The organism is Fenollaria massiliensis, from assembly GCF_023347705.1.
Taxonomy (GTDB): Bacteria; Bacillota; Clostridia; order Tissierellales; family Peptoniphilaceae; genus Fenollaria; species Fenollaria massiliensis.
The window spans coordinates 376,032-398,869 of the sequence record NZ_CP096649.1 but is presented as its reverse complement, the minus strand read 5'-3'; the positions used below and the strand labels follow the sequence as shown (position 1 = coordinate 398,869).

19 protein-coding genes and 1 pseudogene are annotated in these 22,838 nt (G+C 33.8%); 3 read left to right on the top strand and 17 right to left on the bottom strand.

Going from position 1 to position 22,838, the window contains the following annotated elements; translation table 11 throughout:
• Window positions 1-20: 20 nt before the first annotated feature.
• Genes M1R53_RS02000 through M1R53_RS01975 form a run of 6 tightly spaced genes read right to left on the bottom strand, consistent with a single transcriptional unit; the run spans window position 21 to window position 7,012 of the window.
• Window positions 21-602 (bottom strand): MptD family putative ECF transporter S component, encoded by a 582-nt coding sequence (locus tag M1R53_RS02000; protein WP_249242885.1) that lies wholly within the window; start codon window positions 600-602, stop codon window positions 21-23.
• A 17-nt stretch (window positions 603-619) separates the two neighbouring features.
• The gene (locus M1R53_RS01995) at window positions 620-1,321 is read right to left on the bottom strand and encodes an energy-coupling factor transporter transmembrane component T family protein (RefSeq protein ID WP_070599250.1); all 702 of its coding nucleotides are present in this window, start codon (window positions 1,319-1,321) and stop codon (window positions 620-622) included.
• Window positions 1,318-2,826 carry an ABC transporter ATP-binding protein gene (locus M1R53_RS01990; protein WP_070599252.1) on the bottom strand — a complete coding sequence of 503 codons (1,509 nt, stop codon included), beginning with the start codon at window positions 2,824-2,826 and terminating at the stop codon, window positions 1,318-1,320. The genes M1R53_RS01995 and M1R53_RS01990 overlap by 4 nt, the downstream gene beginning before the upstream one ends.
• Before the next feature lie 8 nt (window positions 2,827-2,834).
• Window positions 2,835-4,559, bottom strand: a complete 1,725-nt coding sequence (locus M1R53_RS01985) for an ABC transporter ATP-binding protein (RefSeq protein ID WP_249242884.1) — start codon at window positions 4,557-4,559, stop codon at window positions 2,835-2,837.
• Window positions 4,560-6,311 (bottom strand): ABC transporter ATP-binding protein, encoded by a 1,752-nt coding sequence (locus M1R53_RS01980; protein ID WP_249242883.1) that lies wholly within the window; start codon window positions 6,309-6,311, stop codon window positions 4,560-4,562. It abuts the gene before it with no gap.
• 59 nt (window positions 6,312-6,370) lie between these two features.
• A complete protein-coding gene (locus M1R53_RS01975) occupies window positions 6,371-7,012 on the bottom strand; it encodes a TetR/AcrR family transcriptional regulator (protein WP_249242882.1) in 642 nt (213 codons plus the stop codon).
• Between the two features lie 420 nt (window positions 7,013-7,432).
• On the opposite strand from M1R53_RS01975, the pseudogene M1R53_RS01970 reads away from it, so the two are divergent.
• The 3 genes and pseudogenes from M1R53_RS01970 to M1R53_RS01960 all read left to right on the top strand — a co-directional run.
• Window positions 7,433-7,675, top strand: a pseudogene (locus M1R53_RS01970) (IS30 family transposase); the annotation flags it as partial.
• A gap of 417 nt (window positions 7,676-8,092) precedes the next feature.
• Window positions 8,093-9,235 carry an AI-2E family transporter gene (locus M1R53_RS01965; RefSeq protein ID WP_249242880.1) on the top strand — a complete coding sequence of 381 codons (1,143 nt, stop codon included), beginning with the start codon at window positions 8,093-8,095 and terminating at the stop codon, window positions 9,233-9,235.
• Window positions 9,236-9,504: 269 nt separating this feature from the next.
• The gene (locus tag M1R53_RS01960) at window positions 9,505-10,452 is read left to right on the top strand and encodes a helix-turn-helix domain-containing protein (RefSeq protein ID WP_249242879.1); all 948 of its coding nucleotides are present in this window, start codon (window positions 9,505-9,507) and stop codon (window positions 10,450-10,452) included.
• Window positions 10,453-10,503: 51 nt separating this feature from the next.
• On the opposite strand, the gene M1R53_RS01955 is transcribed toward M1R53_RS01960, so the two are convergent.
• From M1R53_RS01955 to M1R53_RS01905, 11 genes are all read right to left on the bottom strand, one after another.
• Window positions 10,504-11,244, bottom strand: a complete 741-nt coding sequence (locus tag M1R53_RS01955) for an alpha/beta fold hydrolase (RefSeq protein ID WP_085840569.1) — start codon at window positions 11,242-11,244, stop codon at window positions 10,504-10,506.
• Window positions 11,245-11,593: 349 nt separating this feature from the next.
• Window positions 11,594-13,024, bottom strand: a complete 1,431-nt coding sequence (locus tag M1R53_RS01950) for an aminoacyl-histidine dipeptidase (protein WP_085840570.1) — start codon at window positions 13,022-13,024, stop codon at window positions 11,594-11,596.
• Between the two features lie 11 nt (window positions 13,025-13,035).
• Window positions 13,036-13,269 (bottom strand): glutaredoxin family protein, encoded by a 234-nt coding sequence (locus M1R53_RS01945; protein ID WP_085840571.1) that lies wholly within the window; start codon window positions 13,267-13,269, stop codon window positions 13,036-13,038.
• A 9-nt stretch (window positions 13,270-13,278) separates the two neighbouring features.
• Entirely contained in the window at window positions 13,279-14,208 is a 930-nt protein-coding gene (locus M1R53_RS01940; protein ID WP_085840572.1) for a ribonuclease H-like domain-containing protein, read from the bottom strand.
• Entirely contained in the window at window positions 14,208-15,305 is a 1,098-nt protein-coding gene (gene ychF, locus M1R53_RS01935; RefSeq protein ID WP_070599267.1) for a redox-regulated ATPase YchF, read from the bottom strand. Before ychF ends, M1R53_RS01940 begins: the two co-directional genes overlap by 1 nt.
• Window positions 15,305-16,411, bottom strand: coding sequence for a non-hydrolyzing UDP-N-acetylglucosamine 2-epimerase (gene wecB, locus M1R53_RS01930; RefSeq protein WP_085840573.1), 1,107 nt, complete (start codon window positions 16,409-16,411; stop codon window positions 15,305-15,307). The genes ychF and wecB overlap by 1 nt, the downstream gene beginning before the upstream one ends.
• A complete protein-coding gene (locus M1R53_RS01925; protein ID WP_085840574.1) occupies window positions 16,408-17,433 on the bottom strand; it encodes an MraY family glycosyltransferase in 1,026 nt (341 codons plus the stop codon). The genes wecB and M1R53_RS01925 overlap by 4 nt, the downstream gene beginning before the upstream one ends.
• A 9-nt stretch (window positions 17,434-17,442) precedes the next feature.
• Complete coding sequence (upp, locus tag M1R53_RS01920) at window positions 17,443-18,066, bottom strand: uracil phosphoribosyltransferase (RefSeq protein ID WP_070599272.1); 624 nt, start codon at window positions 18,064-18,066, stop codon at window positions 17,443-17,445.
• Between the two features lie 9 nt (window positions 18,067-18,075).
• On the bottom strand, window positions 18,076-18,510 hold the full coding sequence (gene rpiB, locus M1R53_RS01915; protein ID WP_085840575.1) for a ribose 5-phosphate isomerase B: 435 nt from the start codon (window positions 18,508-18,510) through the stop codon (window positions 18,076-18,078).
• Between the two features lie 42 nt (window positions 18,511-18,552).
• Window positions 18,553-19,572 carry an L-threonylcarbamoyladenylate synthase gene (locus M1R53_RS01910; RefSeq protein ID WP_085840576.1) on the bottom strand — a complete coding sequence of 340 codons (1,020 nt, stop codon included), beginning with the start codon at window positions 19,570-19,572 and terminating at the stop codon, window positions 18,553-18,555.
• A gap of 221 nt (window positions 19,573-19,793) precedes the next feature.
• On the bottom strand, window positions 19,794-22,835 hold the full coding sequence (locus tag M1R53_RS01905; protein ID WP_249242878.1) for an S-layer homology domain-containing protein: 3,042 nt from the start codon (window positions 22,833-22,835) through the stop codon (window positions 19,794-19,796).
• Window positions 22,836-22,838: the final 3 nt, after the last annotated feature.

The following is a 22,838-nucleotide window of genomic DNA, read 5'->3' as shown; positions in this document are numbered from 1 at the left end:
AATTTCTTCTATTAAAAATCCTAAATCATTCCTGCTTTTTCAAAATGTTTCTTCATTAGTTTCTTGGAGATTATTGCTCCAATCAAGGCACAAATCGCTATAACAACAAGAAATATTACTGAGGTCATAGGGGAAACAAGTTTAGTTAGAGTTTCCATATATTCACTGCCAAACATTTTTTCATAAGATTTAATCGTTTGCTCTGCATAGAAAAGAAATGGAACACACATTCCACCAAAACCAGCAAGAATACAAAATATTATATAACCGATTGTTAATCCTTTATAATTTTGTATTCCCTTTGTTTGTGCAATTACCATCGCAATAATTCCTGCGATTATCAAACTAATTATATATGGTGGATAAAAGCTTATAATTCCTGTAAGTATGCAGAACAATAAAATCATCCACGGATTTTTTGTTTTAAAAGGTACTAAGAAATAAGCAATAGCTCCAATAATTGCCCATATTGGAACAGCCAATAACATTGTATATGGCGTTACAAACAAAAAGGTTAATACTCTGTATAAAACCTGTGAGCATAACACCATTAGTGCTGTAATAATTAAATCTTTAATTTGAAATTTCTTTTTTTCTTCCATAATCATTCTCCTTATTTTTAAATATTTTTTATTTTCATAATGATGATAGTTATATAAAATACAATCATTATTACTAGCAATAACATATCAAGCATACGAAATTTGACTTCTGTATAACTAGTTTTTTTGCACGAAACTCCAAGTCCTCGTGTCTCAACAGATGCCGACAACTCAGTTGCAGTACATAACATTCGCATTAACATAGGAATCAACATCATTTCATAAATTTTAAATGGATGTTTTAAAAATCCAAGGAAGGAAATATCAATCCCTCTCGTTTTAATTCCCTGCCTTATACAAATAAAATCATGTTTCAAGGTAGGAAAAAATCTTAATATAACAGCCAATGGAATGTTGATATAGTATGGGATTTTCATATTTTGCAAGGAAGCTAATACTTCAGATACATCACTTGTCCTACTCATATTAATAGCCGCAAATGTCAATGTTGCAAAGGGAAGGATAAAGTAGTGTATTGTTGTTGAAATAAATAAAGGACTTATTTCTGCTAGCATAAACAACACTACATATAAAACTAAGAATTTAAAACAAGTTTTGTAAATTCCACTTATCATTCCATATGCAAATACTGACAAAAAAAGTAGAACTTCATACTTTTTACCAGCCAATGTAAATACTAAAATCCCTATAATTAAAACTTGTAACAACTTAATCCTCGGATCATATCTTATTCCATTTTGTTTGCAAGATTTATTCATTCTTCATATCTCTCATTCTGTAATAAAAATTTTTTTACCGTTTCAAAATCATCACTACTCTTTAAGCTGATGCTTTTAATGATAGTATTGTTCTCTATAAACACTGCTTTACTTGCTACTTTACTTAAAAACTCTAAATCATGAGAAATAACAAAAATCAGTTTTCCCTTTTTGCGAAGATAATTTATTGCTTCCGATACACCTTTCATGTTCTCATAATCAAGTCCACTGGTTGGCTCATCAAAAATCAGAATTTTTTTATTTGAAGCTATAGCAGCTGCAATAGTAACTCGCTGCTTTTGCCCTCCTGATAAACTTTGCGGATGTCTATTTCTGAATGATGAAATATTCAATAAAGTCATGGCATTTTCTATTTTTTCATCATTTTGCTTAATACTATTCATAGAACTAAGCATCAGTTCGGAAACGACAGAATCAGAGTAAAGTTGATAATCTGCATCCTGCATCACAAAATATACATTTTTGTATAATTCTTTTTGCTTTACAAATTTACCATCAATGTAAAATTGTCCACTTTTTGCTTTTAGTAAACCCGACATTATTTTTCCTAATGTCGTTTTGCCATTTCCATTGTGTCCAACTATAGCTACTGTTTCACCAAAATTTCCTTCTAAATTACAATTATTTAAAATCGAATTATTTGCATTATACGAAAATGATAAATTCTCCACCTTAAAGTCTGATTGTTGCTTACTAATAGGTGCATTGTTCTTTAAGCCATACTTGATATTGCTCAAATTAAATGTTCTAAGTTTATATGTTTGAAGATCCGTTTCATCCAAATTTTCAATATCATCGTGATTTAGTTGCCTATCAATTTCTCCATCTTTCATTATCAAGCATTTATCTACCAAATTTTTTAAGTAGAACAATCTATGCTCTGAAACAATCACTGTATGTCCTTGTTTCTTTAAGCTTTCCATTATTTCCTTCAATTTAAGAATCGAAGGAATATCTAAATTTGCAGATGGCTCATCGAAAACATAAATCTTAGGACTCAAGGTTTTTGCAGCTATAATCGCTATCTTCTGTTTTTCACCACTAGATAAAGAAAACATATCCCTATCCATAAGATTTTCAGCTTCAAAATCGTGAAACGAACAATTTACTCTATCTATCATTTCATCTCTATCTACTCCATAATTCTCAAGAGCAAATGCCACTTCATTGGTACTATTCGTCGTAAAAAATTGACTTCGTGGATTTTGAAATATAGAAGCAATATTTTTACCCATTTCTCCGGGAGTAACAGTCCTTATATCATCTCCTATTACTTTCACGCTTCCAGTCAAAATTCCTTCAAAGAAATGAGGAATCAAGCCGTTTATCAATCTTGTAACCGTTGTTTTCCCTGAACCAGACTGACCAGTAAGCAATACAAATTCTCCTTCTTTAATTTTAAGATTTATATTCTTTAGACACCCTTCTTTTTGTGTCCCATAGCTGAAGCTCACATTCTCAAAATCAATAACTACATTTTCCATTTCATCACCTATATTTGCCAGCCAATAGATTGTTTTTTAATTTCAATGAAATGTTTATATACTCCATCTTGACCAATTAGTTCCTTATGATTGCCTCGTTGCACAATTCTACCTTTATCAATGACAATAATTTGATCTGCTTCTCTTACTGTAGATAGTCTATGTGCAATACTAATAAGCGTTTTATTTTTTGTTAATTCCTTAATTGCACTGATTAACATATACTCGTTTTCAGGATCTACGCTTGATGTTGCCTCATCAAGTATAATAATTGGAGCATCCTTAAGAATTGCTCTTGCAATAGATATTCTTTGTTTTTCTCCCCCTGACAGAGTAGAACCACCCTCACCAACAACAGTATCGTACCCATCACTAAGGCTTGTTATAAATTCATGACAGCATGCTTTCTTGCAAGCCTCTACCACCTCTTGGTGTGTAGCATTAGGATTTCCAAATTTTATATTGTTTTCGATCGTGTCATTAAACAAATACACCTTCTGAAATACCATACTGATATTTTTTAAAAGGCTTTCAGAAGTAAAATCCTTAACATTATGTCCACCAATAAGAACTTCACCTTTTTTTACATCCCAAAATCTTGCTATCAGATTACATAGCGTTGTTTTCCCGGAACCTGAAGCACCCACAATGGCTAAACTGCTATTAGACTTTATTTGCAAGTTTATATTATTCAAAATCTCCCTTTCTCCATAGCCGAAACAAACATCTTTCAATTCAATATCATAGGAATCCAAATCAATCTCTTTTCCACCATCATCAAGTGAAGGTATATCCGAAATATATTCCAGTCTATTAAGTTGTGTTGCAAGCATCCTACTTAAAAAAGCTCCATCGCTGACCAACTCCAATTCCAAAAAAATCAGAAAGGCAGATACTATAAACATCAGTGCATATGAAAGTGGAATTTGTGAATTCATATATAAACTCGTAGCAACAAACACTAAGGCACAACTTGCTACCTTGAAAATCATTTCATATAATTTCATTAAATAAGCTGAACCTTCATTGACCTCTATATCAACTTCGCATTTCCTCATAAAAGCTTTTTCAACTTTATTTTTTCCATCAGTCCCTTTCTTAAATGAACGAAGCACTGAAATTCCTCTGATATATTCAATTGCTTCTGTAACTAATATTTCCTGCGAATCTTGCATAATAGGAGAATACTTTTCAGTCTTCTTTGTGATTAATTTAAGAACAACTATTCCAAGGATTATCGCAATTAAAGACACCATCCCTACCGGGAAACAAAAGATTAATAACATGATTGTCATAGTTAGAGCTTGGAAAAATCCGCCAACAATAAAGTTCATCGCAAGCATTGCCATAGCTTCTAAGTCGGAAATAGTTGTCGTTAGAACCGCTTGAATTGTCCCTAAGTTTTTTTCTGAAAAATATCCCATCGGAGCTTTCTTTAATTTTTCGCCTATTTCAATTCTTTTATCCTTAAAAATCTCGTAGCCTGAAGCACTAAGTTTTCTATCGCAAAGATACTGAAATATGAATCTGCCGAATATACTCACAACTATAATCGCTGTTGCCTGCATAATAATAGTCATGTTCAATTGTTTAAGATTAATCATAATCAATAAAACCGCCAACAACATCAAAGAAACGAAAAATGATTTTAATCCACTAAATATAAGACCAAGGATTACATTTTTTCGATATTCCCCTGATATTTTTAATATTCGTTTTACAATCGCAATCACTTAAATCGCCTCCTTTCCGTCATCTAGTCTGCCCACATAATTTTTCCACAAGGAAGCATATACTCCATCTTTTTTCACAAGATTTTCATGAGTTCCATTCTCTACAATTTCTCCATCTTTCATAACAAGGATTGTATCAGCATTTTTAATAGTAGAAAGTCTGTGAGCAACCACTATAAGAGTCTTTCCTTTAATAAGATTGTTAATTGCACTTTGAATGAGATATTCATTTTCTGGATCCGCAAATGCAGTTGCCTCATCTAAAATTATTACCTTAGATTGTTTTAACATTGCTCTTGCAATGGTAATTCTTTGCCTTTCTCCACCCGACAAAGAACCTCCTGCATCACCTACCTTTGTGTCATATCCATCTTCAAGTTCCATAATAAAATCATGGCAAGATGCAGCTTTAGCCACCTCAATAACCTCCTCATCACTTGCAGTTGGGTTTCCCATTTTTATATTTTCTTTTATACTTGTATTAAACAAGAAATTGTCTTGAGCAACATAGCTTATCTCATTTGTTAGTTGTTCAAATGGAATTTCGGGTATTTTCTTTCCACCATAATAGATACTCCCATTTGACGGATTCCAAAAACCAGCCATAAGTTTTGCTATTGTAGATTTTCCAGAACCTGAATTTCCTACCAATGCGGTTACTGTATTTGGTTTTAATTCAAAGTTGATATTTTTTAGCACAAGTTCCTTATCATATGCAAATGAAACATTTTCAAAACGATAAAGAGTGTCATCAAAGATTACCTTCTCTTTTGGTCTTTTAAGTTCCTCTTTCGATAGAAATTCCTCTATTGCGTCTAAACTTGCCTTAACCATGTTGAATTGTTCAGAATATTTACCAATTTTCATTAAATGTGCAATAAAACCAATAGGCAGTATAATGCACACAATAAAGCTTGATAACGATATTTCTGAATTCATATACAGATATGCACCTATCGGCAAAGTTCCTAAAAGTGTGGATGGCATAACTGCTTGAACAAATGCTGACCATAACCAACTTTGCTTCCACCAAGCAAGTGTACTATCATGAAAGAAGTTAATTGCGTTCGTAAATTTTTCATATGAAGATGTACTATGATTAAAAGCTTTTATGACCTCAATGCCATTAACATATTCAACCAAAGTACTATTCATATTATTTTGAGCTGTAGTATATGTTTTGCTTCTAAACTCATAATCCTTCATCATACCTATATATCCAAGCATTCCTAAAGGAATTGTAAGTAACGAAGCCAACCCCATCCTATAATCCAAAGCAAAAATCAAAACTAAAAATAAAACAGGAGATACTATACTTGATGTTATCTCCGGCATAAAATGAGCCATTGAATCTTCCAACTTCGACACTGTATCTACAATTAAATTTTTAAATTTACCTATGGGAGTATCTATCATTATACCCATAGGTACTTTTAGCATTTTTTCAGCTAATAAACTTCGTATGTTTTTTAAAATATGAAATGTTGCTTTGTGTGAGGTTATTGTTGAATATAAAGTAAAAATACCTTTTAAAACTTGCCCACACAAAGCTATAAGTGTTAAACACAATACTGTTCTAAATGACACTTCAGATTGATATATTTTTTCTATCAACTTTGCTATGGCTAAAAAGGGAATCATTCCAAATACTTCCCCTATGATTGCTAACAAAATTGATTTGTATAATTGTGTTTTCTCGCTACCAGCGTAATTAAATAACTCTGAAATAGCACTTTTATTTTTATTTTCCAAGAATAAAGCCTCCTTCATTCGACCATTAAGTTAGCGTTTGCTAACCTCAAGGCTAAAAATTATTCATTGCATTTCTTCATTAAACCTTGCCAACCATAATATTGAAAAACAACAATGCTTTTAATATATTCACTAACATTATCATGTGGTATATCGTGAAGAACACACTCGCATAAGGATGTGATATATCCTTTTGTAATAATATGAACTTCAAACTCTTTAATTTCTGTGTTGATTTGCTCTTGTTTAGCATTAAAATGAATAAGCTTCATGTTTTTAGCTGTATATCTTTCAGTAATATCCTCAATAAAGTTTTCCACTTTAGACCCTTTGCTACATGCAAAGATCAGCTTAAAGTTATCAAAATGTGCATACATATAATCAACAAATAACATTGTTTCCAGAAATAAATTTTCTATAATCGCTTCATCATCGACTGAATCAGAATCTATTTGAATAGTTTTATGTTCACTCCTTTTTTCAACATCAGAAACAATAGCTAGCGTATAATTATATTCCTCTTCAATTAGAGCAAAAAATAATGCTTCCTTGTTTTTGAAATGACGATAAATCGCTCCTGTAGTTACATTTGCCAATTTAGCAATTTCAGCTACCTGTGCTTTCTCAAAGCCCTTATCTAAAAACTCCTCTTTCGCACATTCTAAAATTCTATTTTTCGTTATATCTGAGCAATACGACATGTATTTTCTCCTCTCGTTTTTTAAGTTTTGATAATTATATTATCTTTGATAATTATATTATCACTTTTTGGTTTTTTTGTCAAGATATTTTATAATAACAAGGGCAACACACAGCAAATTAAAAAAAAGAGTTCATATTTACTACTCATGATATAATGTATGTGTCCAATCATACATTAAGGAGTAATAAATGTGAACTATACACATTACCATAGAAGGAGGCGCTTGTATAGCAAATTTTAAAGAAATGAATATGAGTTTAAAAGAAATACATTAGGATATTGGGAAGCAGATACAGTTGTTTCAGGTAAAATAAACAACTATACTTTAAAAAGCAAGTACTGTTTTGTTTCTCTTGCAGAGAGAAAGGCAAGACTTTATCTAATTAAATTGATTCCAGATTAAAAAGAAGAAACAGTTACTAATGCCATAATAGAATTACTAAAAGATTTGCCAAACGGAGCTGTAAAAACAATAACCTGCGATCTAGGAAAAGAATTTGCTGGATGTAAACGAATTAAAGAAGAATTAAATACTAAAATATACTTTGCGGATCCGTATTGTGTTTGGCAGAAAGGAAGAAATGAAAATTCTAACGGATTACTAAGAGAGTTTTATCCTAAACATATGGATTTATTTAAGACAAACGAAAAAGAAGTTTAAGATGTCCTCAAACTTCTCAATAACAGACCAAGAAAATGCATTAACTATAAAACACCTCAAGAGTTATTTGATGAGTATTTGTATGAATGTTGCACTTGATTTGACAAATTATCATGTATAAAAAAAGAAAAGCTCTGCCGAGCTCTTCTTTCCCAGGTAAATTTTAATTTGGAGGTTTCTTGAAGTGTATTTTGTCCGCATTCTTATAAATATTCGGATACTTAATAAGTGAAAATGCTAGTGACATTAATCTCATTTAACACACTCCTTTTGTTGATTTGAAAATTTCTACAACTATATTATAAGTCATATCGTGTTTTTTGTGGTTAAGTCTTTGTAAAATTTGTGTAAATTTTACTTTTTCCTTGAATAAAATTTTTTTCTATTGTATAATTAAATTATGAAGGAGGCAGAAATATGGACGAAAAATACAATAAAAAGTCATTATTCTTTTATTTTAAAATAGTTGCCTTTGGTGTCATTTTATACGTGGCACTCTCTAATTTAAAGTCGCTTTGGTCATATCTAAACATTTTCTTAGGTATAATCACGCCATTCTTAGCGGGTGGTTTTGTGGCTTTTATACTAAATATTCCGCTAAAACTATTCGAGGAGAAAATTTTTGGCAAGTGGAAGCCTAAAAAAATTGGTTTTAAGCGCGCTATATGCATGCTTCTTACTATATGCATACTGATTGCGATTATGTTCCTTCTTGGCTACATCGTTGCGCCTCGTGTGCAAGAATCAATTATAAGTGTTGCGCAAAAACTTCCTGAGTTTGAGGATCAGCTTGTTAAGCTACCTATACTAAAGGAGTACGAGGAAAATATTCATGAATTTTTCTCTAAATTAAATATCTATAACGCACAAAGAGCGCTAATTAATTACGTTCAAAACGCTAACTCTGATTTATTTAACACTATAGTCGCAAGGGTTGGATCAGTTTTAAATACTCTATTTGCCGTGTTTATGGGCTTTACCTTTGCTATATATGCTCTATCGTCCAAAGAGGATTTGGCTAGAAAGACTAAGGAGCTTCTATACTCTGCCTTTTCTGAGACTTGGGCTGATAAATTAGTTAGATTTGGAGAAATAGTTTTTGATAACTTCTTCAATTTCTTCACAGGACAATTTATAGAGGCGCTTGTATTAGGATCAATGTGTTTCGTCGGCATGCTAATATTTAAGTTCCCATTTGCTCCAGCCATATCCATAATCGTGGGTCTTGGCGCTTTAGTGCCAATACTTGGAGCCTACATCGGGGTTATAACTGGCGCACTTCTAATACTTTTACAATCGCCATTCAAGGCTTTGATGTTTGTGGTCTTTATGTTATGCTTACAACAATTTGATGGCAACGTCACTTATCCAAGAATTGTTGGTAATAAGGTTGGTTTGCCAGCGATGTTTGTAATCGTCGCAATCACAGTCGGCGGCGCACTCTTTGGTATCATAGGCATGATACTCTTTGTTCCGTTATTTTCAACTATATATACACTGCTTGGCATATACAAGGACAAAAAACTTAAGGAAAAAGGTATTGACATAAAAACTAAATAATTTATATAAAATAAATGCACTTCGTAATGATATGTACCCTCTTTACTGGACAAACCAGTAAGGAGGGTATTTTTATGAGATTTAAAAAACTTTCATTATCTATCTTATTTAGACATATAAGATATAAAAATAAATAAGTAAAACTTTTGTTATATATAGCTAACTTTTTTATGTGTATCTATTGTACTATAATTCAAACTGTGCTACAATAGATTTAAAAGATATATCTTTTTGATATATTGGCTAATTGTGATAATGGAGTTGAAGCTATGAATAAATTTAAAGACTTAATTAAATTATACGCTAAGGAAAGGATTGAAAATCCTAAGCAATTTCCAAAGCTTGGCGAAACTTATTTGATAAACGAAGAAGATATCAAGGGCTACTACTGGTTCTACGAAACTGATGATTTTATTTTTGATATAAATGATTTAACAATGCTTGATGATGTTGTTTATAAGGATGTGCCTGATATTTTTAATTTTTTCTATATTTCATCTATATACATCATATCTGCTTCGGGCGAAACCTTCTACCCTTATCAAGTTGTTGAGCCAAAAACTTTATATATAATAGATAGGACAAAGCCTGTTATGAAATATGTTTTGCATAAAAATTCTAGATATAGCGCTGTGAGCTTAAAGATTAAAGAAAGTTTTCTAGATGATGAATTTTTTAAAAGGAATAATCTTAATAAAACAAAAATTGCTTCAATATTTGTAGAAAATAAAGGAAAAGTATCAAAAAAGATTGAAAAGATAGCGATGGAGATACTTAAGTGCAAGCTGGATGCGGAAGACGCAAAATTATTTTTCGAAAAAAAAGCTAAGGAGTGGATAGCAATATCTTTAAGTGCTATAGCTGATGAAAAAGATAATGTAAAACTCCCTCAAGACGATGACAGAGCCATCACCAGCGTTGCAAAATATATCGAGGATCACTTCTCCATGAATTTAAAAGAAGATCTTTTGTCAAAAATTGCAATGATGAGCCCGACTAAGCTTAAATACACTTTTAAAAAGAAATACGGTATGAGCATAACTGAGTTCACTCAAAGAAAAAGGATGAATGTCGCTGAAAACCTGATACTAACTACTGATCTTGATGCCAAATCTATCGCAAAATCTGTTGGATATGCATCTCAAAGCAGGTTCTCAACACTTTACAAAAGATATAAAGGCTGCCTTCCATCGCAGCTTATGAAAATTAAAAAGTAAATTTTAAAATGCACTTCATGAGAGGTGCATTTCTTTGTATATATAATATTTTTATTTAAGAAAATCTAATAATTTTTCTGCGTATAATTTAGGTTCTTCGTGCAAGAATTGTCCGTGTCCCTTGCCTTCGAAAACTTCGGTCTTCATTTGCGGTAAATATTTTTTCAAAACTGCCTCGCTCTTTTTGGGTATAGCTTCTTCGCTGCCCATCAAAAATGAAACTGGCTTATTAAAATTTTTCAGATTATCTGAAACATGATAGTGATACAAAGTCTTACAAGCGTTTAAAATGGTCTTCTTAGTGATATTTGTATACATCATTTCACTTGCGCTATCATTGCCCTTGCCCATAAAGTAGTCAAGCATGAACTTTGGTATAAATTTTCCTTTTTTAATCCTATCCGTTCCTATAGCAAAAGCATAGGCGAATGGTTTTGCCGCAAGACCCATTTCTATGGTGATGGCTGCGTCAAGAAAAAGTCTCTCTGCTCTTATACTTGCTCTTGAAACAAGATCAACTGCCATGGTCGCGCCCATTGAAAAACCGCATAAACCATAAACTTCGCCTGATAAATTATTTATTATGTAATTTTCAATGTCTTCTATACAATCATTCATTGAGAAAATATCTTTTTTGCTCTCATCATAATGACAATCAAGTTCGCATAAGACTACATAATAATCACTTAAGTATGGCAAAAGCGCTCCAAAACATAGCTCAGCAGTCGATGCAAGGCCATGAATAAAGACTAAGGACTCATTATTTTTATCTCCATAAGTAATATAGTTCATATTGACTCCTTTCTTGAATATATTATAGCACAAATAAAAAAAGAAGGTAATATGTTTTTCATACTACCTTCGTATAATTTAATTTTAGTTTTTCTCTAATTGCTTAGGAAATATTTTCTATATATATCTATCCTGCTTATTTCAAAGAGAAAACAGATGGATTTGCCTGTTTTAATTTGAAAGTATTCTGTAGGCAAAAGAAGGCATCGTACATAAATGTACGATAACCTTTGCGCCATGATGCAAAAGGCGAAGTCTAGAATGCGATATACCGGAGTCGTGCTGTTGCACGTCGAGGATATAGAGGCATTCGTTACGAGCCTTAGGCGCAATTTTGATAAGAATAAGCTTATTTAACGGCTTTTAGTAGCGCCTTTAAGAACTTCCACATTCTTTCAGTTGACTTAATATCTAGATGCTCTCTAGCTGTATGAACGTCGTAGATGTTTGGTCCAAAGCTTATCATCTTAGTATCTGGTAAGATTTGTTTTAGTAGACCGCATTCAAGTCCTGCGTGTATAGCGCTTACTTCTGCGTCTTTGCCTGTTTCTTCCTTATATACTTTACTTACTAAATCTCTTAGTACTGGGTCTTCATCAAATTCCCAAGATGGATAGCTTTCCGAAAGTTCAACTTTGCCGCCAAGTACTTCTGTCATGATTCTAACTTGTTCTCTTACTTCAACAAGTGCTGCATCTGATGAGCTTCTGATTGAGCATAGATAGTTCACGCTATTACCTTCAGTTCTTAATATAGCTGCGTTGCAGCTTGTCATTACAAGGCCTTCTATGTCCTTAGACATGTAGATAACGCCGTGTGGAGCAAGCATTAAGAAGTTTATAATTCTATCTGTATCTTTCTTTGTCATGCGTTTATCTGCTTTGACTTCTTTAAATTCAAGCGTCATATTTGGATCTTCTACATGATAATCTTTTTTGATATGGCCGAATAATTCATTCATCGCTTCTTTAACTTTAGCGTAATCTGTATGAACTATAGTAGCCTTTGAGACGTTGGCAATTGCATTGTGCTTAGTACCGCCTTCGATTGAAACTAATTTTAATTTATCGCAGTTGCATTCATTTAAAAGTCTTGCTAAAACTTTGATAGCGTTTGCTCTTTGCTTGATGATTTCCATGCCGCTGTGTCCGCCTGTAAAGCCTTTAAGTGTTATTTCTAAAGCTTTTTTGTCGTTATCTTTGTATTCTACTTTGAATTTGGATTCACTATTAACTCCACCTGAGCTTGAAGATAAGAATATGCCTTCTTCTTCAGAGTCTATGTTGAATAAGTAGTCTCCACTTAAGTGTTCGTTTGTTAAATTAAGCGCTCCAACCATGGAAGTTTCTTCAGCTGTTGTAAATACTGCTTCGAGTGCTGGATGCTCGATATCATCTGCATCAAGTACTGCAAGTGCCATAGCAACTGCTATACCATCGTCAGCGCCAAGTGTTGTATTATTTGCTCTTAGGTAGTCGCCGTCAACTATCATCTCGATTGGATCTTTTGAAAAGTCATGATCACTATCTAAAGTTTTTTCGCAAACCATATCCATGTGTCCTTGTAAAATAACTTTTGGAGCATTTTCATAACCCTTAGTAGCACCCTTGTGTATAACGATGTTTAGTGCCTTATCTTGCCATACATCTAAATTCCTTTCCTTAGCCCAATTGTATAGGAAATCGGAAATTCTTTTTTCGTCGCCCGATCCTCTTGGAATTTGGTTAATTTCTCTAAACCAATGAAAAACCTCTTGTGCTGGTAAATCTTTGTAGTCCATAATTTTACCTCCTAAAAATTTTCTTTAAAATATTTAATTATATCATCCGATTCATAAAGTGCCTTACCATCTATGAATAAGCATGGTACTTGGTCTTTTCCGCCTCTTTTAATTAAGTCTTCGTTATTGTTTCCTTCTTTGATGTCAACTAATTGAACATCCTTTATTTGACAATTGTCCATCATGTAATTTAATACCTTTTGACAGTATGGGCACTCAGCCTTGTAATAAAGTTCTAATTTCATCTTAACCTCCTAAATACTACCTAATTTAATTATATTTCGAATAAATAATTTATTTTGTATGCGTATAGGAACTATGCCATCTTCAAGTGAATCTTCTCCATCAAAGTCCTCGCCTTCTAGTCTGCCTAAGGAGCTCTTATCAAGGTATTTAACTTTACGTGCGTCCTTCATATAGCCAGTCTTTAGCGTAAACTCAAGGTGTCTTTGACTTTCATTTTCTTCAATGAAATAATCCGCTTCCTCTACATAGGTATTGATACCCATATCCGTAGTAAAATCAATCATCAAAAGATCTTTTTTTATGCTGTGCTTATCGAATTTGTATTTGCGTCCGTCTATGTCGATGGTGATCTTCTCATCTAAAAGGTCTAGTATAGACATAGTTGCTGGCATATATAAAAGGTCATCGTAGTTATGAAGTACAAATCTATCAAAACTTTCTTGATTTTTATTTTTTGCATAATCTTTGTAAAAACTGATGCACTCGCCGCCATTGTAACGGTCTTCTCTAGTAATGCCAAGCTTCTTTTCAATATTCTTTTGCTTAAGTCCATCGAGATTTAGGGTGTCCTTGTGCAGCCTAAGTTTTTCGTACATATCAAAGGACTTTGGCTCAGTGACGTCTATGCCGTAGCGCTCAGCTCTTTTACTGATGAAGGGCAAATCAAAAGAGTTTCCATTGTAGGTAACTACCGTCTTGTAGCCCTCTAGCCTTTCGTTCATCAGCTTAAGAATCTCTTCTTCCTCATCCTTATTCTCAGCTATGAGCTGAGTTATATGCATTGTCCTTCTCTTTAAATCAATAAAAACTAGCCCAATGAGGTAGATAAAGCTTCTCATGGGGCTAAGTCCTGTCGTTTCAATATCAAGAAAAACAGCTTCCTCATCGTAGTACTTTGACTTAAAAGTTAATTTTTCATCATATTCTAAAATTTTCATTATACATTAAACCTAAAGTAAACTATATCTCCTTCTTGCATAATATAGTCCTTGCCTTCTAGTCTCATAAGACCCTTTTCTTTTACTTTGTTCATGGACATATCGTTCGCAACAAGGTCATCGTAGCTAACAACTTCCGCGCGTATAAAGCCTCTAGCGATATCTGAGTGAATTTTGGCAGCTGCATCAACAGCTTTAGTGCCTTTTTTAATAGTCCACGCCCTTGTCTCATCTTCACCAGTTGTTAAAAAGCTCATTAAACCAAGAAGCTCGTAGCTCTTTTTGATTAATTTATCTAGACCCGATTCTTTTATGCCCATGTCCTCTAAAAATGCTTTTCTTTCTTCATCATCAAGTTCACTCATCTCTTCTTCAATCTTAACAGAGATAGGAACTATCTCGGAGCCTTCTTCAGCAGCGAATGCTTTTAGTTTATCAACGTACTTATTGTCCTTTAAATCATTGATGTAATCATCTTCAGATACATTTAAAACATAAATTATAGGTTTTTGGCTAAGCAAATTAAAACCTCTAAGCATAGCCTTTTGATCATCATTCAGATCAAGCACTCTCGCTGACTTTCCTTGTTCAAGAACTTTTTTCACTTCATTTAATAAATCAAGTTCACTTTGCAAAGACTTATCGCCCTTCACTTGCTTTGTTAATTTTTGTATTCTTGCTTCAACCATATCAAGGTCAGAGAAGATTAATTCTAGGTTAATAGTCTCTATGTCTCTTAGTGGGTCAATGCTTCCATCAACATGAACGATGTTTTCGTCTTCAAAAACTCTTAGCACGTGAACTATGGCTTCTACTTCCCTTATATGTGATAAAAATTTATTGCCAAGGCCCTCGCCCTTTGATGCGCCCTTAACTAGACCAGCTATATCATAAAATTCAATCACTGCTGGTATAGTTTTTTTTGATTTATTTACTTCTGTTAATATTTTTAGTCTCTCATCTGGCACTTCAACGACGCCAACGTTAGGATCTATGGTGCAGAAAGGGTAGTTTGCTACCTCTGCTCCCGCCTTTGTGATGGCATTGAAAAGTGTTGACTTACCTACGTTTGGTAGTCCTACTAAACCTAATTTCATTATTTTACCTCTCTTATTAATATATCTTTAATCATTTTGGCGCTATTGCCGTCACCATAAGGGTTTATGGCCTTATGCATCTTAGTGTACTCGTCTTTATCTGTTAGTAGCGTCTTCATATTTTCATAAACGCTATCAAATTCAGTTCCGACAAGCCTTGCAGTGCCGTACTCAATACCTTCTGGCCTTTCAGTCTCACGTCTAATAACAAGAACTGGTACACCTAGTGCTGGTGCTTCCTCTTGAAGTCCACCCGAGTCAGTCACTACCATGTAAGCATGTTTAAGTATATAAGCCATGTCTTCATACTCAACCGGTTCAGTTAAAATTACATTATCTGCTCCGTCTAAATGCTTTTTAGCAAGCTCTCTAACCCTTGGATTTGGATGCATAGGAAAAACAATGTTAACATCGTTAAACTCATCAGCAATTTTCCTTACAGCTCCGAAGATATTTTCCATGGGCTCGCCTTGATTCTCTCTTCTATGTGAAGTAAGAAGAATTAATCTTTTATTTAAATCTATCTTCTTTAAATCATCTCTTGTAAATGAGTCGACCTTATCTGCAGTCATTAAAAGTGCGTCTATGACAGTATTACCAGTTATGTAAAGCTTTTTTTCGTCATAGCCTTCCTTGATAAGGTTTTCCTTTGCCCTCTGTGTTGGACAGAAATGAAAGTCAGTCATGATGCCAGTTAGCTTCCTATTCGCTTCTTCTGGGAAAGGGCTTAAAATATTGCCGCTACGAAGACCAGCTTCAACGTGACCAATCTTAACACCATTATAAAAAGCCTCAAGTGCTCCAGCAAACACAGTTGTTGTATCGCCTTGAACCAAGACAACATCAGGCTTTTCCTTCTTGATAACTTCTTCCAAACCCTTTAAGGATCTTACAGTTATATCAGTCAAAGTCTGTCCTTTTTCAAATATATTCAAATCATAATCAATTTCAAGATCAAAAACCTTTATTACCGAGTCCAAAAGCTCTCTGTGCTGACTTGTTATGCATGTTACAAGCTCAACGCCATCAGCTTTTTTAAGCTCTTTAATAATAGGTGCCATCTTTATACCTTCAGGCCTTGTTCCAAATATTACTAAAGCTTTCAATTTTCACCATCCTTAAATAATCCAATCTTATATGCTAAAAAAACTATTATCATAAATATAATTCCAGACATAAGCACAGACACAGTATTTCTAAGCTTCATCACAAGTATGCCAAAGATTGAAAATATCGCTGATATCGTATATAGTATCAAAACTGTCTTTTTTGTCGAATATTTTCTTAAAAGTCTATGATGCAAGTGGCCTTTATCAGCCGAAGCAATGGATCTTCCGCTAAGAAGTCTTCTAATCATTGCAAATGTTGTATCAAAGACAGGTAGACCAAGAATCATGATTGGTACTATGATACCTATGGCTGCGACTGCCTTCATTGCTCCTTGTATTGTGATTACAGCAAGCATGAATCCAGCGAGTAAAGCGCCTGTATCGCCCATAAATATTTTTGCTGGAGCAAAATTATATTTTAAAAAGGCTAAGTAGCTTAATCCTACGCATAAGCAAAGTGCTGTAAGTGAGTACTGTTCATACGAAACAGATACCACAGCTAAAGTCATTGACGAGATAAAGACAATGCCGCCCGCTAGACCATCGAGTCCGTCTATTAAATTTATAATGTTAGTTACGCCAACTATCCAAAATAGTGTTACAGGCAGAGAAAGTAAGCCCAAGCTCAATAAATTATTATCTATAAATGGGTTACCTATGTTCATTATCCTGATATTGCCTAAAAAATAAACGATAAGTGCAGCTATGAGTTGAAATAATACTTTATATTTCGGTTTAAGGTCATGAATGTCATCATAAAATCCAGATAGCATGATGATCGTAGCACCTATGAATATAGCTGTGTTCCTTGGCGTAAACTTATAAAGTATCATATATGGGATAAAGATTGCGAAATACATAGCAAATCCCCCACAAGTCGGGATAGAATCAGTATGCATGCGTCTTTGATCCTTAGGAACGTCTATAAAGCCAAATTTTTTAGACAAACGTATTTGAAGCTTTGTAAATATTAGTCCAAGAACTAAACTTACAAATGCCGCAAAATATATTCTCCTCAATTAATTCACCTACTTAGTTCCGAAAAGTCTGTCTCCTGCGTCTCCAAGTCCTGGAACGATGTATTTGTGTTCATTAAGCTTTTCATCAACATTCGCTACATAGATGTCAACATCTGGGTGATGGCTCTTTACGTATTCAACTCCTTCTGGAGCAGCGATGATGTTTACAAGCTTGATGTGCTTTGCGCCTCTCTTCTTTAAGAAATCTATAGCAGCTGTGGCACTTCCGCCAGTTGCTAGCATTGGGTCAAGTACTATAACCTCTCTTTTATCAATATCTGAAGGAAGCTTGCAATAGTATTCAACTGGTTCATAAGTCTTTGGATCTCTATATAGGCCTATGTGGCCAACCTTTGCTGCTGGAAGTAGGCTTAACATGCCGTCTACCATACCAAGACCAGCTCTAAGTATTGGTACTAGTGCTATCTTCTTGCCAGCTAAGCTATAGCCAGTAGTTTTGCATATAGGTGTCTCTATAGGCATCTCTTCTAATTGTAAATCTCTAGTTACTTCGTAGCCCATAAGCATAGATAGCTCTGTAACTATCTCCTTAAATTGCTTTGTGCCAGTTTGCTTCATTCTTAATATGCTTAGTTTGTGTTTAATAAGTGGATGATCAAATACAGTTACCATAATACCCTCCTAACAATTTTCGATTAAATCGACTCTCCTTTTATGTCTTCCTGCTAAAAATTCTTCAGCTAAAAATGTATCAAGTATAGACTTAGCAAGCTCGTCACCGATTACTCTTGCACCAAGAGCTAGCATGTTCGCATCATTATGATTTCTAGACATCTTCGCCATGTATTCGTTAGTGCAAAGAGCGCATCTAATGCCTTCAACCTTGTTTGCAGCAAGTGAAATACCTATGCCTGTGCCGCAGATAACGACAGCCTTTTCTACTTCGCCAGCTACAACGCCATTTGCAGCCTTCTTGCCATAAACTGGATAATCAACTGATTCAGTTGAATTAGTTCCATAATCAATAACTTCAATACCTTTTTCCTTAAGGTAGCTCTTTAACTTTTCTTTTAATTCAAATCCTCCATGATCTGATGCTATGCCTATCTTTCTCATGATACCTCTCCTTTACAATTTTATCATATAAAATTTTTATTTTCAATACTTTATATTGTGGCCCGACGACTTGATGATTCTATTCATAATCGCCATGAAGATGCCTTTGCGCTCATATCCTTGCAAAATTATATAGCCAAAACCTTTGTCATCGGCAGTTCTTAATAAGTTAAATATATTGTGCGATATACTGATGGGCTCTTTGATTGAGCCTAAGTGCATAGTATTAAAATTCTTAAACTCATCTTCATATTCCTTAAGCGTAAAAATAACTGGTTTTTTATCAAGATTTACTTCATACTCGGCCTTCATCTTATTTATAAGCTCTTCGCCCTCGCCCATGATGATGACTACTTTTGCATTTGGCTTGTAATGCGTGTATTTTTGTCCTGGGCTGATTGGTTTTTTCACTTCTTTATCGTCAGTGATAGCCTCGTCGTACTCAGATTCAGGAAGAATTTTTTGTAAATCCTCTAATGAGATTTTTCCAGGTCTTAAGATGCGTACCTTGTCTCTACTTAGGTCAATGACAGTTGATTCGATGCCTACTTCACTCATTTCGCCATCTAGTATGTAATTAAGCTTGCCGTGAAGGTCCTTATATACATGCTCAGCGCAGGTTGGCGATGGATAGCCAGATATATTCGCGCTTGGCGCAGCTATAGGTGTGCCTGCATACTCAATTAATTTTCTCGCCACATCGCTTGATGGCATACGTATAGCGACGCTATCAAGTCCAGCAGTGATAACGCTTGGAACAATTTCCTTTTTCTTTAAAATTATAGTCATAGGTCCTGGCCAAAAGGCATCAAGCAAATCATCATATTTACTCTCATAATAAGCAAGTGGCTCTATCATTTCTCTTGACGCTATATGAAGTATCAGAGGGTTATCCGATTGTCTTCCCTTTGCTTCATAAATTTTTTTAACAGCCTCGGCATTTAATCCATCTGCACCAAGACCATAAACAGTTTCAGTCGGAAAAGCAACGAGACCGCCTCTTTTGATCTCTTCAGCGCATAATTTTATATTATCATCAGTAATTTTTAAAAGCTCTGTCATTATATCAACCTCTAAACTTAATTTTACCACAAAAATGATGATTTATCAATACAAAGGCAAGTGAAATTGATATTATTATTTATACAAAATGTTTACAAAATTTTTTTTCTAAAATAAAAATATAAATCGATTGACCCCTTTCAATGAAAAATATTTATGCATCACAAGGCAAAATAAAAGAGAGACTTATAAAAGCCTCTCTCATATAAATTAATATTAAATTATTTAATTACTGATACTTCGGCTATATCTCCAGTCTTAAGCGTTATCTTTCTATCGCCTAAGCTGCCCTCAACATCTTCAAGAAGCATTAGATATATTTGTCCCTTAATATCTTCTTTTTTATTGATGTCCTTAGTAGCTGCGTCGATGAATTTAATCTTGATATCGCTCTTGCCATCTTTGTTTAAGAAAGCTTCTCCGCTATCTTGATTAAATATCTTAACTGTACTTGGCAATTTAAAGTTTTTGTCCTTAATATTAAAAGCAAAGACAAGTCTTCCATCAGCATTCCTCATTGGAACAAAGTAAGATGCATCATCTGGATTGAATATATAAAGTAATTCTTTTGTGTTAAGAGTTTTATCAACTATAAGTTTTGAACTTGCTTCGTAGACAATCTCTTCTTTACCATCTAGATAATAGAATATTAAATCGTACTCGCCTTTTTTAAGCTTATTTGTCTCTTCGTTTAATTCTATTTCTTTTCCGTCCTTCATTACCTTAACTTTAAGTTCATCGCTTACATCTTTTGATGTAACTGTGTCAAATAGGGCTGCCTCGGATCCTTCATAAGTCTTGAAGAATTCTTCATCAATTGCTTCGCCCTCAAGCGCTCTATATATACCTAAGATATTTTTAAATCTTTTTGCTTTTTCTTCTGGTCTATACTCAAGTGTTGCTGAATAAGTCCTACCAGCGAAATCATAAGAGAATTTAATTCTTATCTTTTCTTTGTTGCTTGGCTTTCTAAACTTAACTATCTTTTTAGAAGCGTCTCTAACAGCAAGATCTTGATTTGTTTCGCTTGTTACATTTATTTTCATAGCGTGTGAATTAAGTCCTGTGCCACATGGATATATAGCGTAAACAAGTCTTTTTACCTCATCCATCGTCATGTCGCCCTTCATATCAAAGCTTACTATTTGTCCTTCAATATCTCTAGAATTGTAAATAAACTTGATTGGTAAAATTTTTGCTATTTCAGAATTAAGTTCTTTATTAGCTTTTTTGATGGCAGCATTATTTTTACTTGCGATTGCGCCTTGAAGAGCCTTCTTTTTATTTATAAGATTCTTAAGACTTGAATCATATTTTAGTATATCATCAGCTGTCTTTATACTTTCTTTAGCATCTTTAACGTCTTTAATGTCTTTGTACAATCTTGTTACTAATTCTTCAAGAGCTTTTTTCTTAGTATCGATATCTTCCTTAACTAGCTTTTCTTGTGTTAATATATCAGGTGCTGAATCAATTAAAGCTGCGTCATCTTTATTTAGCTTAATTTTATTTGACTTAATAAAATCTTCTGCTTTTGAAATTTGTGTGTCTAAATCAATTTCTGATGCAAGTGTTTCTTGAATGCTGTCTAATTTATCCCAAATTTCACTTATTTTAGCTGTACTTATCTTGCCATAGCCCCTTGAAGCTGTTTTAGCAAGAGCTAAAATTTCTTCTACGGCTAATCTTTCTTCATTTTTTTCATTTAGGCCAAAGTCCTCAATAAGTCCTTCGTAGTATTTTACTTCTTCAGACATATCTTTTAGGTCTTGAACTGCGTTATCATAAGCTTCTTTAACTTTGCTTGCATCATCTAAAGCCTTGTAAAGCTTTTCTTTTTCGTCCTCATCCTTATGATTTTTATTTCTATTGATAAGTCTTATTAAAGTATATGATTTATCTTCAAGATCACTGATTCTGCTTTGAGTGATGGCTTTTAAATTCTTTAGAGCTTCCTTCATCATCTCAGCTAATTTTGAATTTTCATCCATTGTATTAAGAAGCATGTTTATAGCGTCATCAAGCTTATAGACCATAGCGTCAGCTTCATCATGCATTGGCTTTGATACGATAAGCTTTTCAGCTTCTTCAATCAATCCATCTACATCAGCATTTTTAATATCCTTATTAAGATCTTTTAGATAATTAATAGCATCCTTTATCTCGTCAATTGCATTTTGATCTGCGTAAAGAGCATTTATGCCATCTTCAAGAGCAGTCTTTGCTCCTTCTAGGTCCTCTTCACTTATTTCGTCATATTTTAAAATTTCTTTTGCATTTTTAAGAACAGTTTTTAAATTTTCTAGAGCTCTTTCGTAATTATCCTTGTAATAATCACTATCATCCATCTTAATCATAGCGTCTGCCATCTTGATTAAATCTTTAAGCTCATCTTTATCACTACTTGCCTCTTCAACTTTAGCCTCATCACTCTTAGTCTCAGCATTTTCTTCTTTTATAGCATCTATCGCGTCTGAAAGCTTTTCACAAGCACTTTCAATTTCACTTACTATTGCCTTTTTATTATTTAAAACAAGTTTTGCGTTTGCATAAGCAAATTCATAAGCCTTTGCTAGCTCATCACTTGCCTTCTTTGCATAGCCCATGCCATTCATTAATAGCTTCTTAAGCTCGGACTTGTCAGCGTCTTTGTAATTAGCTGGATATCTAACTGGTGTACCAAGTCTTTTATAAATAACTGCTACAAGCGATATAAACTCAGCTCTTGTAATATTGTCATTCGGCTTAAATGTTCCGTCAGGGTAGCCGATAAGAAGGCCAAGTTCATTCAATGCGTTTATATAGCCAGCTTCCTTTACTCCTTCAAGATCAGTGAAAGCACCTTTATCTTCTTTTGCGTCTATACCATAAACAATGGCAAGCATTGCAACTGCTTCACTTCTACTTACTAACTTCTTTGGCTCAGCCTTATCAGCTTTATCTTCAATAAAACCTGTGTAAACAGCCTTTTTATATTCTTTGTAATAAGGGTCATCCTCTTTTATGTCAGTAAAGCTAATATCACTTTCTTCAATAACTCCTGTTAATCTGTTTATCGCCCCAATTACTTCAGCTTTGCTAAGCTTTTCATTTGCGCCAAAGCTTCCATCTTCACGCTTATCAAATAATTCTAGCGCTCCGCCATCGTCTATATAGTCCTTTGCCCAGTGTCCATCAAGGTCCTTATATGAGGCTGCAACTAAATTTACAGAAAAGATAGCGACTAAGATTAGTGAAATAATTATAGCTAATTTCTTTTTCATGCC